Here is a 15,061-nt window from a genome sequence, read left to right on the forward strand (position 1 = left end):
CATGAGCGAGGATGGTCAGCGTGGCGGACGGAGTGATGGACGACGTGGACGGTGGGCTGGACGACGGCGTGCGCAACGGCGGCGTGTCGTTCTGGTGGCAGCAGCTCGGCATGCCGGCGGCGCGCCCGCCGCTGCCGGGCGATCTCGACGTCGACGTGTGCATCGTGGGCGCCGGGTTCACCGGGATGTGGACCGCGTACTACCTGCGCAAGGCCGATCCGTCGGTGCGGGTCGCGGTCGTCGAGGCGCGATTCGCCGGGTTCGGCGCCTCGGGACGCAACGGCGGGTGGCTGACGAACTCGGTGACCGGCGGCCGCGAGCGGTACGGCCGCGACGGCGGGGTGCGGCAGCAGGCGGCGCTGAACGGCGCGGTCGACGAGGTGATCCGGGTGGCGGATGCCGAGGGCATCGACGCCGACATCGCCAAGGGCGGCGAGCTGAACGTCGCCTACACGCCGGCGCAGCTTGCGCGGATGCGTGCGTTCGCGGCCGACGAAGCGTCCTGGCCCGGAGCCGACGTGGTCGAACTGTCGGTCGCCGAGACCGTCGAGCGGGTCGGCGTCGAGCGTCCGCTGGGCGCGGTGTGGCATCCACACTGCGCGCGGGTGCACCCGGCCAAGCTCGTGCGGGGGCTCGCCGCGGCGGTCGAGCGCGCGGGCGCCGTGATCTACGAGGACACCCCGGCGGTCGCGCTGGCGCCCGGGCGGGTCGAGACGGCGCGCGGCACGGTGCGTGCGGCGCACGTGCTGCGGGCGACCGAGGGGTTCACCGCGAAGCTGCGCGGCGAGCACCGCACCTGGCTGCCGATGAACTCGTCGCTCATCGTGACCGAGCCGCTGCCGGATGCCGTGTGGGACGAGATCGGCTGGGCGCACGCCGACACGCTCGGCGACCTCGCCCACGTGTACACGTACGCGCAGCGCACCGCCGACGGACGCATCGCGTTCGGCGGACGCGGCGTGCCCTACCGGTACGGGTCGCGCGTCGACACCGACGGGCGCACACAGGAGCGGACGATCGCCGGGCTGACCCGGCTGCTGCACGGGGCGTTCCCGGCGACGGCGCAGGTGCCGATCGCGCACGCGTGGTCGGGTGTGCTGGGTGTGCCGCGGGACTGGGCGGCGGGCGTGTCGTACGACCGCGCGTCGGGGATGGGGTGGGGCGGCGGCTACGTCGGCACCGGAGTGACTGCGACGAACCTCGCCGGCCGAACGCTCGCCGATCTCGTGCTCGGGCGCACGACGGACCTCGTGACGCTGCCCTGGGTCGGGCATCGGATGCGCCGGTGGGAGGTCGAGCCGCTGCGGTGGCTCGCAGTGAACGCGATCTACGCGGCCTACGGCCTCGCCGATCGGCAGGAGGCGCGCGGCCGCGCGACGACGTCCCCGCTTGCGAGGCTCGCCGACCTGATCTCGGGCCACTGAGGCCGGGCCGCGGCATCCCGATCCGGTCATCGCAGATGGCGGCTCAGGATGCCGCGCGCTGCGCGTTCAGAACTCCGTCGAAACGACGTGTCGGGGTCTGAAATGGGTCGAATCGGTGCTGTTCGTGTCGACTTTGGATGAGTTCTGAACGGCAAAGCGGTGCGCTCGGCCCACCCGCGGCTACGCGAGGCTCGACATGACGTGCTTGAGGCGCGTGTAGTCCTCGAAGCCGTAGATCGAGAGGTCCTTGCCGTAGCCGGACTGCTTGAACCCGCCGTGCGGCATGTCCGACACGAACGGGATGTGCGCGTTGATCCACACGCAGCCGAAGTCCAGCGTCCGGCTCATCCGCATCGCGGTGGCGTGGTCGGTTGTCCACGTCGAGGCGGCCAGTGCGTAGGGGACTCCGTTCGCGAGGGCTGCAGCATCCTCTTCGGTGTCGAACGGCTGCACGGTCAGCACGGGGCCGAAGACCTCGGACTGGACGATCTCGTCATCCTGCCGCACGCCGGTGACCACGGTGGGCTCGAAGAAGTACCCCGTCGTGCCCTGGCGACGACCGCCGGTCTCGACGCGCGCGTGCGCGGGCAGCCGGTCGATGAACTCGGTCACGCGCTCGAGCTGCCCCGGATTGTTCACCGGGCCGAAGAACGCGCCCGAGTCCGGGGCGCCGGCCCGCACCTGCGACTCGACGTACGCCACGAGCTCGCGCACGAACGCATCGTGCACCGATGCGTGCACGATCACGCGGGTCGCGGCGGTGCAGTCCTGGCCGGCGTTGAAGTATGCGGCCTGTGCGATGCCTTCGGCCGCGCGGGCCAGGTCGGCGTCGGCGAACACGACCGCGGGGGCCTTGCCGCCGAGTTCGAGGTGCACGCGCTTGAGCTGCGTCGCCGCAGTGGATGCCACGGCCATGCCGGCGCGCACCGATCCGGTGATCGCGACCAGCGCGGGTGTCGGGTGCTCCGTCAAGAGCGCTCCGGTCGACCGGTCGCCGAGCACCACGTTGAACACGCCCGCGGGCAGGATCTCGGCGGCGAGCTGCGCGAGGCGCACGGTCGTCGACGGCGTGGTCTCGCTCGGCTTGAGCACGACCGTGTTGCCGGCGGCCAGGGCCGGCCCGATCTTCCAGATCGCCATGTTCAGCGGATAGTTCCACGGCGTGACCTGCGCGACGACGCCGATCGGCTCGCGGCGCACGTACGACGTGAAGCCCTCGGTGTACTCGGCGGCCGCCCGGCCGTTCAGCTCGCGGGCGGCTCCGGCGAAGAACCGCAGCTGGTCGACCGACTGGTCGATCTCGTCGGCGACCAGGCTCGCGCGCGGCTTGCCGGTGTCGCGCGACTCGAGATCGGCGAACTCCTCGGCGTGCGCGGCCAGGGCGTCGGCCAGGCGGAACAGCGCCAACTGCCGCTGCGCCGGGGTCGCATCGCGCCAGGCCGGAAAGGCACGGGATGCCGCGGCGAAAGCGGCATCCACCTCTTCGGCCGTCGAAATCGGCGCACGGCCGTACACCTCTTCGGTCGCCGGGTCGACGAGGTCGAGCAGAGGCCCGGTCGAGGCGACGGCGACCCCGTCGACGATGTTGGGCAGGGTGTCGGTCATGTCCGCAGCCTCACACGTACTCGTCGGCGGCGTGCAGGGCGGCGTCGATGATGTCGAGCCCGCGCACCAGGTCGGCCTCGTCGATGATCAGGGGAGGGGCGACATGCACGCGGTTGAAGTGCGTGAACGGCCACAGCCCTGCCTTCTTGCACGCCGCCGAGACCGCCGCGACGGGCGCGGCATCCTTCCCCGACGCGTTGAAGGGCACGAGCGGCTCGCGCGTCTCGCGGTCTTTCACGAGCTCGATCGCCCAGAACAGTCCGCGGCCGCGCACGTCGCCCACCGACGGATGGCGGCGTGCGATCTCGTGCAGCCGCGGCTCGACGACCCGCGATCCGAGCTCGCGCACCCGCTCGAGGATGCGGTCGCGCTCGAACACCTCGAACGTCGCGACGCCCGCGGCACAGGCGAGGGGGTGGCCCGAGTAGGTCAGCCCGCCCTGGAACGGCACGGTGTCGAAGTGCGCGGCGATGTGGTCCGCGATGACGACGCCGCCCAGCGGCACGTATCCCGAGTTGACGCCCTTCGCGAACGTGATGAGGTCGGGCGCCGCGTCGAACGCCTGGAACGCGAACCACTCGCCCATGCGGCCGAAGCCAACCATGACCTCGTCGGCGATGTAGACGATGCCGTACCGGTCGCACAGCTCGCGCACCCCGGCGAGATACCCGGGCGGCGGAACGATCACGCCGTTGGTGCCCACGACGGTCTCGATGATGATGGCGGCGATCGTCGAGGCGCCCTCGAGCACGATCGTCTGCTCGAGGTGCTCGAGCGCGCGCTGCGCCTCCTGCTCGGGCGAGGTGGCGTGGAACGGCGAGCGGTACGGGTACGGGCCGAAGAAGTGCGCGACCGAGCCGTCGGCCGGCTCGTTCGCCCAGCGGCGCGGGTCGCCCGTCAGCGCGATCGCGGTCGACGTATTGCCGTGGTAGCTGCGGTACATCGCCAGCACCTTGCGCCGGCCGGTGTAGGCGCGCGCCATGCGCACGGCGTTCTCGTTCGCGTCGGCGCCGCCGTTCGTGAAGAACACCTTCTCGAACCCGTCGGGCGCGACCTCGCTGATGCGGCGGGCCAGCTCGCCGCGCACGTCGTTGGCCGCCGACGGCTGGATCGTCGCGAGACGCCCGGCCTGCTCCTGGACGGCGGCGACGAGATCGGGATGCTGGTGCCCGAGGTTCAGGTTGATCAGCTGACTCGAGAAGTCGAGGTAGGTATTGCCGGCGTAGTCCCAGAACGAGGCGCCGGCACCTCCGGCGATCGGCATGGGGTCGATGAGCGCCTGGGCGCTCCACGAGTGGAACACGTGCGCGCGGTCGTCGGCGCGCACGCGCGCGTCGGCGTCGAGGTCGACGGTGGTGAGGATGTCGGTCATGATTTTCTCCTTGCTCCCGGTTGTTGAGCGAGGCCGCGCGAAGCGCGACCGAGTCGAAACGGCGTCGGCGCCTGTCGTTTCGACTCGCTGCGCTCGCTCAACGACCGAGCAGGTCAGTCGTTCTGGGGGAAGCCGAGGTCGATGCCCCGGTGGTGTGCAGTGTCGGTGGCGGGGTCGATCCAGCGGGTGGTGATGGCCTTCTCGCGGGTGAAGAAGTCGAATCCGTGCGTGCCGTACGCCTTCGCGTCCCCGAACAGCGAGCTCTTCCACCCGCCGAACGAGTGGTACGCGACGGGCACCGGGATGGGCACGTTGATGCCGATCATGCCGACCTGGATCTCGGACTGGAACCGGCGGGCCGCGCCCCCGTCGTTCGTGAAGATCGCGGTGCCGTTGCCGAACTGCCCCGAGTTGATCAGGTCGACGCCCTCTTGGAAGGACTGGACGCGCACGATCGACAGCACCGGGCCGAAGATCTCTTCCTGGTAGGCGCGCGAGGTGGTCGGGATGCCGTCGATCAGGGTGGGTCCGAACCAGAAGCCGTCCTCGTGCCCGTCGACGGTGAACCCGCGACCGTCCACGACGATGTCGGCGCCGTCGGCCTCGGCGATGTCGACGTAGGAGGCGACCTTGTCGCGATGGGCGCCGCTGATCAGCGGACCCATGTCGGGTTCGGCCCCGTCCACGGTGCCGGCGCCGTCGCCGATGCGCAGCTTCGCGATCCGCTCCTGGATCTTGCGCGACAGCTCGTCGGCGACGGGCTCCACCGCGAGGACGACCGACACGGCCATGCAGCGTTCCCCGGCGGCGCCGTAGCCGGCGTTGATGGCCTGGTCGGCGACCAGGTCGAGATCGGCGTCGGGCAGCACCAGCATGTGGTTCTTCGCCCCGCCCAACGCCTGCACCCGCTTGCCGGTCTTGGCGGCCTGCTCGTAGATGTACTGGGCGATCGGGGTCGACCCGACGAACGAGACGGCCTGCACGGCATCCGATGCAAGCAGGCCGTCCACGGCCTGCTTGTCACCCTGCAGCACCGTGAACACCCCTGCGGGCAGCCCGGCTTCGGCCCAGAGCGCAGCGATCCACAGCGCCGCCGAGGGGTCCTTCTCGCTGGGCTTGAGGATCACGCTGTTGCCGGCCGCGATCGCGATCGGGAAGAACCACAGCGGCACCATCGCGGGGAAGTTGAACGGGCTGATGATCGCGGTCACCCCCAGCGGCTGGCGCAGCGTGTACACGTCGATCCCCGTCGACGCGTTCTCCGTGAACCCGCCCTTCAGCAGCGTCGGGAACCCACAGGCCAGATCGACGACCTCGAGCCCGCGGGCGACCTCGCCGGCCGCGTCCGAGAGCACCTTGCCGTGCTCGGACGTGATGATCGCCGCGAGCTCGCCCCGGCGCGCGTTCAGCAGCTCGCGGAATGCGAACAGCACCGCCTGGCGCTTGGCGACCGAGAACCGGCTCCAGGTCTCGAACCCCGCCTGCGCCGACGCGATCGCCGCTGCGATCTCGTCGTCGTCGGCGAGGGCGACCTGCGCCTGGGTGCGACCGGTCGCGGGGTTGAACACCGGGGCCGTGCGGCCGCTTGCCGACCCCCGCGGCGCCCCGTCGATCCAGTGCCCGATCACGGTCTGCGTCGCGTCGTCGGCGAGCTCGGTCTGCGCGATGGTCATGCGGGTCCTTCCGGGAGGGCGGTGGCGTGGCGGGTGGGATGCCTCGGCCGCCCCGTCCGGTGGTCCGGACAGATCGACCGATGGCGTCGCCCCCGTGTCCTCCCAGTGTCGCAATCGCGCGGTTGGCGACGCAGGCCCGATCCGTCGCGAACTCCGCGCCGGGCCGGACGCTCTGTCCGGTGCGGCGGGCCGCGCGGTGGTCGCGACCCTTCGTTCGGCGGGGCCGCGGGGGATCGCGGCCACTTCGCATGGTGCGATAGCGCCCGCCCGCTCAACGAGCGAACGTCAGGCGGCCAGGCGTAATCCCCGCTTGTCGGTGGCGATGCGCTCGCCGTCGCCGATCGTCTCATCGTCGCCGATCAGCGAGCCGACCGCGACATACGCGTGGTCGCCGACGTGCGTGCGCACTCCGATCTTGGCCTTCGCGCCGATCGACGCGTGCGGCCCGATGTGCGCGTGCGCCGCGATGTCGGCCTCGGGGCCGATCACGACGTCCTGTTCGATCCACGCGCCGCGGCCGACGTGCACGCCCGCGGCGATCTGGGCACCCGGTTCGACATACGCGCCCGCCTCGACGACGGCGCTCGGGTGCACCTTCGCTCCATGGGCGATCAGGCCGCGACCGTTCGCATGCTTGCGATAGCGCAGCGTGTCGCCCTGGTCGTTCTCGATGTCGATGTAGTTCTTACCCACAACGTCCTCCCGCGGCATCTACCCAGTGCCGCTTATAGGAATAACTCTGTAAGAAATCATCTCATTCCCGATCGCCGAGACGAAACCGGGTCGCCGTAGGCGTATTTGCCGCCGCGCAGCACCGAGGCGACCGCGGCGATCAGGCAGGCGGCGATCGCGAACGCGAACGCGACGGTCAGCCCGTCGGCGAACGGCCCGGTGATCAGCGACGGGAAGAACGCGCGACCGGTCAGATAGGTGACCGAGGATGCCGGCAGGTGCCCCAGCACGGCGGGCCCGAGCAGCGTCTGCACCGGGTTGTAGCCGAGCAGCGAGGCGAACAGCACGCTCACCGGGGGCAGGGCCGCGACCCGGGCGGCGGCCGCCGCCGGCACGCCGTGCGCGACCAGTCCGCCCGTGAGCGTCTCGGGCAGGGATGTCGCCAGCCCCGTGATCATGAGCGAGAAGAAGATGCCGATCGACAGCACCATCGCCGCGTTCTGGAAGACGGTGCTCATGCCTGCGCCCACGCCTCGCTCGCCGGGCGGCAGGCTGTTCATGATGCCGGCCCGGTTGGGCGCGGCGAACACGCCCATGCCGATGCCGTTCACAAGCAGCGCCGCCGCGAACGGCAGATAGCCGAAGTCGACCGGCAGCTCGAGCAGCCAGAAGAAGCTGGCCGCCGCCAGCAGCATGCCGCCGGTGGCGAACGCCCGCGCGCCGAACCGGTCGCTGAGCCAGCCCGACACCGGTCCCGCGATCAAGAACCCCGCCGTCAGCGGCAGCATGTAGATGCCCGCCCACAGCGGCGTCGACGTGAAGTCGTACCCGTGCTGGGGCAGCCAGATGCCCTGCAGCCAGATGATCAGCACGAACATCAGCCCGCCGCGGCCGAGCGACGACATCAGCGAGGCGAGGTTGCCGGCCGTGAACGCCCGGATGCGGAACAGCGCGAGATGGAACATGGGCTCGGCGACGCGGGTCTCGATCACGCAGAAGACGATGAGGACGAGGATGCCGCCGCCCAGCGCCCCGAGCACCCAGGGGTTCGTCCAGCCCATCGTCAGACCGTCGTACGGCTGGATGCCGTAGGTGATGCCGACCAGCACGGCGATCAGCCCGGCCGCGAACGTGACGTTGCCCCACCAGTCCATGCGGGCGGGGCGCCGCACGCCGGTGTCGTGCAGGCTCACGTACGCCCACACGGTGCCGACGATGCCCACCGGAACCGAGACCAGGAACACCAGCCGCCAGTCGATCGGGCCCAGCAGTCCGCCGATGATGAGGCCGAGGAACGACCCGGCGATGCCGGCCACCTGGTTCAGTCCCAGGGCGAGCCCGCGCTGGTCGACCGGGAACGCGTCGGTGATGATGGCGTTCGAGTTCGCGAACAGCATCGCGCCGCCCACACCCTGCAGGATGCGCATCACGATCATCCAGAGGGCGCCCGAGGTGCCCTGCATCCAGGTGACCGAGAGCAGGATCGAGAAGATCGTGAAGATCGCGAACCCCGCGTTGTACATCCGCACTCGGCCGAACATGTCACCCAGGCGCCCGAAGCTGACCACGAGCACGGCCGTGACGACCATGTAGCCCATGATCAGCCAGAGCAGCAGGCTGGTGTTGCCCGGATCGAGGGGGTTGACGGCGATGCCGCGGAAGATGTCGGGCAGCGCGATCAGCAGGATCGACGCGTTGATCGACGCCATCAGCACGCCGAGGGTGGTGTTCGACAGCACGATCCAGCGGTAGTGAGGGCTCGCGGTGAGTCGTGCGGCGCGGCGCGCTCGCCGCATCGAACGCGTGTCGAGGCGCGCGCGGCGCGGAGTCGTGGGCGCCGTGCGCGATCGCTGCGTGCTCACGCGGTCGTCCCGTGAGATGTCGCCATCACGGCGTCACCGTCTTCGGAACCCACGCCTGCAGACCGGCGCTCAGCAGCCGCGCGATCGCGCGCAGACTGGTCGCTTCGTGCAGGCGGGTGCGCCGGCCGGTGCCTTCGGCTGCCGGCGACTCCAGCGGCCGCGCCGTGATCGTGGCCGCCCATGCCGCGGCAGCCGCCCGCACCGCGTCCTCGTCGACGGGTGCGGGCAGACTTGCGACCAGCGCACGTTCCACCGCGTCGTGCAGGGCGCGTCGGTAGCGGGTGAGCGCTGCGCCCACCTCGGGCCTGGTATGCGATTCGTGCCAGATGATCTCGCGCAGCACATCGGATGCCGCGTGGTCGTTCAGGACGCGCTCGCCGAGGTTGAGGAGGGTCTGAACGGGATCGCCCGGCACCGTGAGCGACGCCGGATCGAGGGAATCCGTGCCGAGCCGCTCTTCGATGAGGGCGGCGAGCATGTCGGGCTTGGTCGGGAAGTAGTAGAACAGCAGACCCTTCGGCACCCCCGCGGTGTGCGCGACGCGCGCTGTGGAGGTGCCGTCGAAGCCGTGCTGTGCGAAGAGGGCCTCTGCGGCATCCAGGATCCGCGCGCGACTGCGCACCGGGTCGACCTTCTCGCCCATCGGTCCTCCTCGAGATGATCGAGATGACGCGGGGCGGCGGTCGCCCGTCGCCCCGATCTGTGCCGCGATGCGGGTCATGCGTGCGCTGCGCGGGGTCCGCCGTGAGACGAGTGATGCGCCTTCTCGGCGGGCGCGAGCGCCCACAGCCCTGCGATCACGCCGACGCCTCCGCAGATCCACGAGGTCCATGCAGGGCCCATGTCACCGGCGAAGACGGCGACCCACGGGGAGATGAACAGCAGCGCACCGATCACGGCGATGATCCATTCCATCGACACGAGACCGGGGGCTGCCAGGCTCCATACCCCGGCGGCGATCATCAGGATGCCCAGGACGATCATGATGGAGATCGTCGCGCCAGTGCGCGGCGTCGTCCAGATGCTCGCCAGGGCCGCATACAGTCCGGCGGCCACAGCCACCCAGTCCTGCCAGCGTGTCCACCTCTTCATCGAACTCATCCTCCTGTTGTCAGATGGCTCCCGAATCGGGGGTCGATGCTCACTATACGCCGTTGACTGACCAGTCGGTCAAAGAATTCGATGTGAATCGGACGGATCGACCGGACGTGCAATGCTGAAGCATCCTCGTGCCCGCGAGGTGGGGAGAGGATGCCACGTATGACCGCCGAGCACAGCGAGACCGGATCCGAGACGGATCGTCCGGCCGTCCGCGACGTGCTGCCCACGATCCGCGAGGTGCTGCAGCTGGCTGTCGTCGCCGACGGTGTGCCCGAAGTGCTCGCCGGCGCCGACGGACTCGACGCGACCGTGCGCTGGGTGCACGTCTCCGACAGCGCGGGCGTCGCCCGGCTGCTCAACGGTGGGGAGCTGGTGCTGTCGACCGGCTCGGGGTGGCCGGCCGACCCGTCAGCGCTGCGCGGATTCGTCGCCGGGCTCGTCGAGGTGGGTATCGCCGGGCTCGTCCTCGAGCTCGGCACGCACTACCGCTGGGTGCCGACCGTCATCGTCGAGGCTGCCGCCGAGCTCGGGCTCGTGCTGGTGGCGCTGCACCGCGAGGTGAAGTACGTCGCCGTCACCGAGATGGTGCACCGGCTCATCATCGATCGGCAGACGGCGGCCCTGCGCGCGCGGGACGAGGTGCGCGACCGGTTCACGGCGCTGGCGCTGCGCGGGTCGCCCGCGGACTTCGTCGTGCAGCAGCTGGCCCTCACGCTCGGCGCCCCCGTCGTGCTCGAGAACCTCGCGCACGAGGTCGTCGCCGCCGAGGTGCCGTCCGCGCGCGAGCGCGAGCTGCTCGCCGAGTGGGAGCGTCGCTCGCGGGCGGCGGGCCGGCCGGGGGCCGACGAGGACTGGCTGGTGGTGCCGGTGGAGGCGCGCGGGATGCGATGGGGCAACCTGGTCGCGCTGCCCGGGCCCGAGCATCCGGCCGGACGGCTGGGCGTGATGCAGCAGGCCGCGATCGCGCTGGCCCTGGGACGCCTTGCCGACGGGCCGGTCGACGAATGGGAGCGGCAGGCGCGCCGGCGGCTGATCGACCGACTGCTGTCGGGACGGTACGCGACGGCGGCGGGAGCTGCGGCCCGGCTCGCGGCGGCGGGGCTGCCCGTGCAGGGTCGGCAGCTGTTCGGGATGGTGGTCGCGCGTGCGGCGCTGAGTGCGGAGCGGATGGATGCCGCGGCCCGCGCCCGTGCGGCGCGGATCCTGGTGGGCGACGCCCCGGCTGTGACGACGGGGCCCGCGGCGACCGTGCTGGTCTCGTTGCCGTCGGAAGCCGTGTTCGACGACGCCGAGGTGCGTGCGTTCGTGTCGGCCTCGCTCACCGACCGCGAGGCGGTGGCCGTGATATCGATCGGGACGGCGGCGAGCGGGCTGGATGCGGCGCTGACCTCGCTGCAGGAGGCGATCGATCTGTCGCGGGCGCGGTCGGTGCGCTCCGGCCGGTCCGGGCACGAGGTGCGCCGGGCCGATGCGCGCCCGCTCGTGCGCCTGGTCACGAACCTGCGCGACGACCACCGACTGCTCGAGCACGGCGAACGGATGCTGGCACCGCTCGTGGAGCACGACCTGACCCGCGGGGGAGACCTGCTCGACGTGCTGGCGGCGGTGCTCGCGCACCCGGCGAACCGCACGGCGGCGGCCGCGGCATCCCACCTCTCACGCTCGGTGTTCTATCAGCGCATCACGGTGATCGAGCAGCTGCTGGGCGTCGACCTCGACGACGGCGAGACGCAGACGGCGCTGCACCTGGCGCTGCTCGTGCGCCGCGCGAACCCCGGCCGGTAGCCGGGGTCAGAGGTGGGTGGTGACGGCGCCGGGGGCGGCGCCGACGAGGGTCTCGCACGCCTGCGCGAGCCGGGCCGCGAACGGGGCGGGGTCCGTGCCGCGGGTCAGGGCATGCGCCGAGATGCCGTCGATCATGGCGAGGATCTGCCAGGCCACGGCATCCGGGTCGTCGGTGGTGAACAGGCCGGCGGTGCGGCCCTCGCGCACGATGCCGGCCAGGAACGCGCGCCACGCGTCCATCTGCTCGTCGATCGAGGCCGAGAGCGCCGCGTTGCCGCGGCCGAGCGACCAGGCGTCGACCCACACCAGCGTGACGTCGTCGTGGTCGTGGCCGAGCACCGTCGCGAACAGGGTCGCCAGCTGCACGGCGGGATCGGCGGATGCCTCGACGCGCGAGCGCACGTCTTCGAGCTCCGCACCGGTCAGGTCCGCGAAGACCGTGGCGACCAGGTCGTCCATGCTGGTCGCGTAGTGGGCGACGAGCCCGGGGGCGACCCCCGCGCGCTGCGCGATGGCGCGCAGGGTCAGGGCCGCGAGCCCCTCGTCACGCGCGAGCGCGGCGGCCGCGGCGAGGATCTGCGCCGAGCGCTGCGAGGGGGCGAGCCGGGTGCGCGTGCGGGCCTGTGCTGTTGACATCGTCCGTCCAGTGTAGGAACATCCTTGTATTGATCATACGATCAATACCTGTTGCCCGGTCCGCCGAAGGAGACGACATGGCCTGGAGGATGCCTCACGAGGGCGCCGTGCACGAGCGCACCTGGATGGCGTTCCCGCGCGAGGGGATCACCCTGGGCGAGGGCGATGCGTGGCGCGAGGCCGGCTACCGCGCCTGGGCCGACACGGCCCTGGCGATCGCCGAGTTCGAGCCGGTGACGATGATCGTCGACCCGACCGAGACCGCGCGAGCGCGCGACCTGCTCGGCTCTGACGTCGAGATCGTCGAGTCGCCGCTCGACGAGTTCTGGATGCGCGACTTCGGCCCCACGTTCGTGCTCGACGACGAGCGCCCCGGCGTGCTGGGCGCCGTCGACTGGATCTTCAACGGCTGGGGCGCCCCCGCCTGGGCCGAATGGCGGGTGTCGGCGGGCATCGCTCGCATCGTGGCCGAACGGGTCGGCGCAGAGCTCGTCAGCTCGGTGCTCGTGAACGAGGGCGGCGGCATCCACGTCGACGGCGAGGGCACGGTGCTGCTGACCGAGACCGTGCAGCTCGACCCCGCCCGCAACCCCTACGCCGACAAGGCCCGGGTCGAGGCCGAGATGGCCCGCACGATCGGCGCCGAGCACGCCATCTGGCTGCCCCGAGGCCTGACCCGCGACTACGACGAGTTCGGCACCCGCGGCCACGTCGACATCGTCGCCGCGTTCGCCGGTCCCGGGCGCGTGCTGCTGCACGAGCAGCGCGACCCGCAGCATCCCGACTTCGCGGTCACCCGTGACCTCAAGCAGCTGCTGTCGCAGCAGGTGGATGCCGCGGGCCGGGCGCTTCAGATCGTCGACCTGCCCGCACCTGCCACGCTGCGCGACGACGAGGGCTTCGTCGACTGGAGCTACGTCAACCACCTGGTGGTGAACGACGGCGTGATCGCGTGCGGCTTCGGCGAGAGTGAGGCCGACGCCCGGGCGCGCGAGATCCTCGAGGCGGCGTACGGCCGCCCGGCCGTGACCGTGGACGCGCGCCCGATCTTCGCGCGCGGCGGCGGCATCCACTGCATCACCCAGCAGCAGCCGGCCGTGCCCGCTCCGGTCGTTGAACGAGCGCAGCGAGACGAGACGACGTCGTCGGACGACGTTTCGACTCGTCGCTTCGCTCCGCGCTCAGCGCCCGGGCACGACGAGGCGGGGGCCTGACGTGTTCGACGTGGTCGAGGCATCCATCGCCCAGCTGCGCGGGGCGCTCGAAGCGGGCGCGACGACGAGCGTCGGGCTCGTGCAGGCCTACCTCGCGCGCATCGACGCCTACGACGCGCCCGGCACCGCGACGGCGCTGAACGCCGTCGTGGTGCGCAACCCCGACGCGCTCGCCGAGGCCGAGGCCTCGGACGTCCGCCGCGCCCGCGGCGAGAGCCTCGGGCCGCTGGACGGCATCCCGTACACGGCGAAGGACAGCTACCTGGTCAAAGGCCTGACCGCCGCTGCCGGGTCACCTGCGTTCGCCGAGCTCGTCGCCCAGCGCGACGCGTTCACGATCGAGCGGCTGCGCGCCGGCGGCGCGATCTGCCTGGGCCTGACGAACATGCCCCCGATGGCCAACGGCGGCATGCAGCGTGGCGTGTACGGCCGGGCCGAGAGCCCGTACAACGCCGATCGGCTCACCTCGGCGTTCGGCTCGGGCTCGTCGAACGGATCGGGCACGGCGACGGCCGCATCGTTCGCGGCGTTCGGCCTCGGCGAAGAGACCTGGTCGAGCGGTCGGGCGCCCGCGTCGTGCAACGCGCTCGTCGCCTACACGCCCAGCCGCGGGGTGATCTCGGTGCGCGGCAACTGGCCGCTCGTGCCGACCATGGACGTCGTCGTACCGCACGCCCGCACGATGGCCGACCTGTTCGAGGTGCTCGACGTGATCGTCGCCGACGACCCCGACACGCGCGGAGACTTCTGGCGCGCGCAGCCGTGGGTGAAGATCCCGGATGCCTCGGCCGTGCGCCCCGCGTCGTACCCGGCGCTGTCCGGCGACCTGCGCGGCAAGCGGTTCGGCGTGCCGCGGATGTATATCAACGCCGACCCCGACGCGGGCACCGGCACGTCCATCGGCGGCGCGACCGGGCAGCGGATCGACACCCGCGACTCGGTCATCGCGCTGTGGCAGGCCGCGCGCGCCGACCTCGAAGCGGCGGGTGCCGTGGTGGTCGAGGTCGACTTCCCCGCGGTCACGAACTACGAGGGCGACCGGGCCGGCGCGCCGACGATCGCGACGCGCGGGCTGGTCTCGCCGGAGTTCCTGCACAGCGAGATCGTCGACCTGTCGGCGTGGGCCTGGCAGGACTTCCTCGCCGCGAACGGCGACCCGGCGTTCGACACCCTCGTCGGGGTCGACGGCGCGCAGATCGAGCCGGCGCCGCCGGGGGCCCTGCCCGACCGGTACACGGGCTTCGACGACGACATCGCGAGCTATCCGGCGCAGGTGCGCGAGCATCCGTACGGCTCGTTCACCGACATCCCCCACCTCGACCAGGTGCGCGGTCTCGAGCAGACGCGGCGCATCGACCTCGAGGAGTGGATGGATGCTCTGCAGCTGGACGCGGTGGTCTTTCCGGCGATGGCCGACATCGGCCGCGCCGACATGGATGTGAACCAGGCGTCGGCCGAAGCCGGCTGGCGCAACGGCGTGTGGGTCGCGAACGGCAACCTCGTTCCGCGGCACCTGGGGATCCCGACCGTCACGGTGCCGATGGGCACGATGGCCGACATCGGCATGCCGGTGGGGCTGACGTTCGCCGGCCGTGCCTATGACGACACGGCGCTGCTCGCGCTCGCCGCGGCGTTCGAGGCGACCGGCGACCGCCGCACGGCTCCGCCGCGCACACCCCGGCTGTGACCTGCCGCGCGCGCCGCGGCATCCCACTCA

Annotated in this window: 12 protein-coding genes; 4 read left to right on the forward strand and 8 right to left on the reverse strand. The window is 71.5% G+C overall.

Annotation, left to right across the window (positions count from 1 at the left end; all coding sequences use genetic code 11):
* Nucleotides 1–35: 35 nt before the first annotated feature.
* A complete protein-coding gene (locus AC3RX0_RS15535) occupies nucleotides 36–1,424 on the forward strand; it encodes an NAD(P)/FAD-dependent oxidoreductase (protein WP_491506987.1) in 1,389 nt (462 codons plus the stop codon).
* 180 nt (nucleotides 1,425–1,604) lie between these two features.
* Here AC3RX0_RS15535 and AC3RX0_RS15540 read toward each other — a convergent pair whose 3' ends face one another.
* The 7 genes from AC3RX0_RS15540 to AC3RX0_RS15570 form a co-directional block, all read right to left on the reverse strand.
* A complete protein-coding gene (locus tag AC3RX0_RS15540; protein WP_491506910.1) occupies nucleotides 1,605–3,029 on the reverse strand; it encodes a gamma-aminobutyraldehyde dehydrogenase in 1,425 nt (474 codons plus the stop codon).
* 10 nt (nucleotides 3,030–3,039) lie between these two features.
* A complete protein-coding gene (locus AC3RX0_RS15545; protein ID WP_491506911.1) occupies nucleotides 3,040–4,401 on the reverse strand; it encodes an aspartate aminotransferase family protein in 1,362 nt (453 codons plus the stop codon).
* 113 nt (nucleotides 4,402–4,514) lie between these two features.
* The gene (locus AC3RX0_RS15550; protein ID WP_491506912.1) at nucleotides 4,515–6,074 is read right to left on the reverse strand and encodes a CoA-acylating methylmalonate-semialdehyde dehydrogenase; all 1,560 of its coding nucleotides are present in this window, start codon (nucleotides 6,072–6,074) and stop codon (nucleotides 4,515–4,517) included.
* A gap of 285 nt (nucleotides 6,075–6,359) precedes the next feature.
* Nucleotides 6,360–6,767, reverse strand: coding sequence for a transferase (locus AC3RX0_RS15555; RefSeq protein WP_491506988.1), 408 nt, complete (start codon nucleotides 6,765–6,767; stop codon nucleotides 6,360–6,362).
* Nucleotides 6,768–6,823: 56 nt separating this feature from the next.
* Nucleotides 6,824–8,608, reverse strand: coding sequence for an MFS transporter (locus AC3RX0_RS15560; RefSeq protein WP_498166013.1), 1,785 nt, complete (start codon nucleotides 8,606–8,608; stop codon nucleotides 6,824–6,826).
* A gap of 25 nt (nucleotides 8,609–8,633) precedes the next feature.
* Nucleotides 8,634–9,251, reverse strand: coding sequence for a TetR/AcrR family transcriptional regulator (locus AC3RX0_RS15565; RefSeq protein ID WP_491506914.1), 618 nt, complete (start codon nucleotides 9,249–9,251; stop codon nucleotides 8,634–8,636).
* Between the two features lie 74 nt (nucleotides 9,252–9,325).
* Nucleotides 9,326–9,700 carry an SPW repeat protein gene (locus tag AC3RX0_RS15570; protein ID WP_491506915.1) on the reverse strand — a complete coding sequence of 125 codons (375 nt, stop codon included), beginning with the start codon at nucleotides 9,698–9,700 and terminating at the stop codon, nucleotides 9,326–9,328.
* 168 nt (nucleotides 9,701–9,868) lie between these two features.
* On the opposite strand from AC3RX0_RS15570, the gene AC3RX0_RS15575 reads away from it, so the two are divergent.
* The gene (locus AC3RX0_RS15575) at nucleotides 9,869–11,494 is read left to right on the forward strand and encodes a PucR family transcriptional regulator (protein ID WP_491506916.1); all 1,626 of its coding nucleotides are present in this window, start codon (nucleotides 9,869–9,871) and stop codon (nucleotides 11,492–11,494) included.
* A 6-nt stretch (nucleotides 11,495–11,500) separates the two neighbouring features.
* Here AC3RX0_RS15575 and AC3RX0_RS15580 read toward each other — a convergent pair whose 3' ends face one another.
* On the reverse strand, nucleotides 11,501–12,130 hold the full coding sequence (locus AC3RX0_RS15580; protein ID WP_491506917.1) for a TetR/AcrR family transcriptional regulator: 630 nt from the start codon (nucleotides 12,128–12,130) through the stop codon (nucleotides 11,501–11,503).
* A gap of 77 nt (nucleotides 12,131–12,207) precedes the next feature.
* Here AC3RX0_RS15580 and AC3RX0_RS15585 point away from each other — a divergent pair, with 77 nt between their 5' ends.
* Both AC3RX0_RS15585 and AC3RX0_RS15590 read left to right on the forward strand, forming a co-directional pair.
* Entirely contained in the window at nucleotides 12,208–13,344 is a 1,137-nt protein-coding gene (locus AC3RX0_RS15585; RefSeq protein ID WP_491506918.1) for an agmatine deiminase family protein, read from the forward strand.
* 1 nt (nucleotide 13,345) lies between these two features.
* Entirely contained in the window at nucleotides 13,346–15,031 is a 1,686-nt protein-coding gene (locus AC3RX0_RS15590; protein ID WP_491506919.1) for an amidase, read from the forward strand.
* Nucleotides 15,032–15,061 lie beyond the last annotated feature (30 nt).

The organism is Microbacterium sp. W1-4-2 (assembly GCF_058349885.2).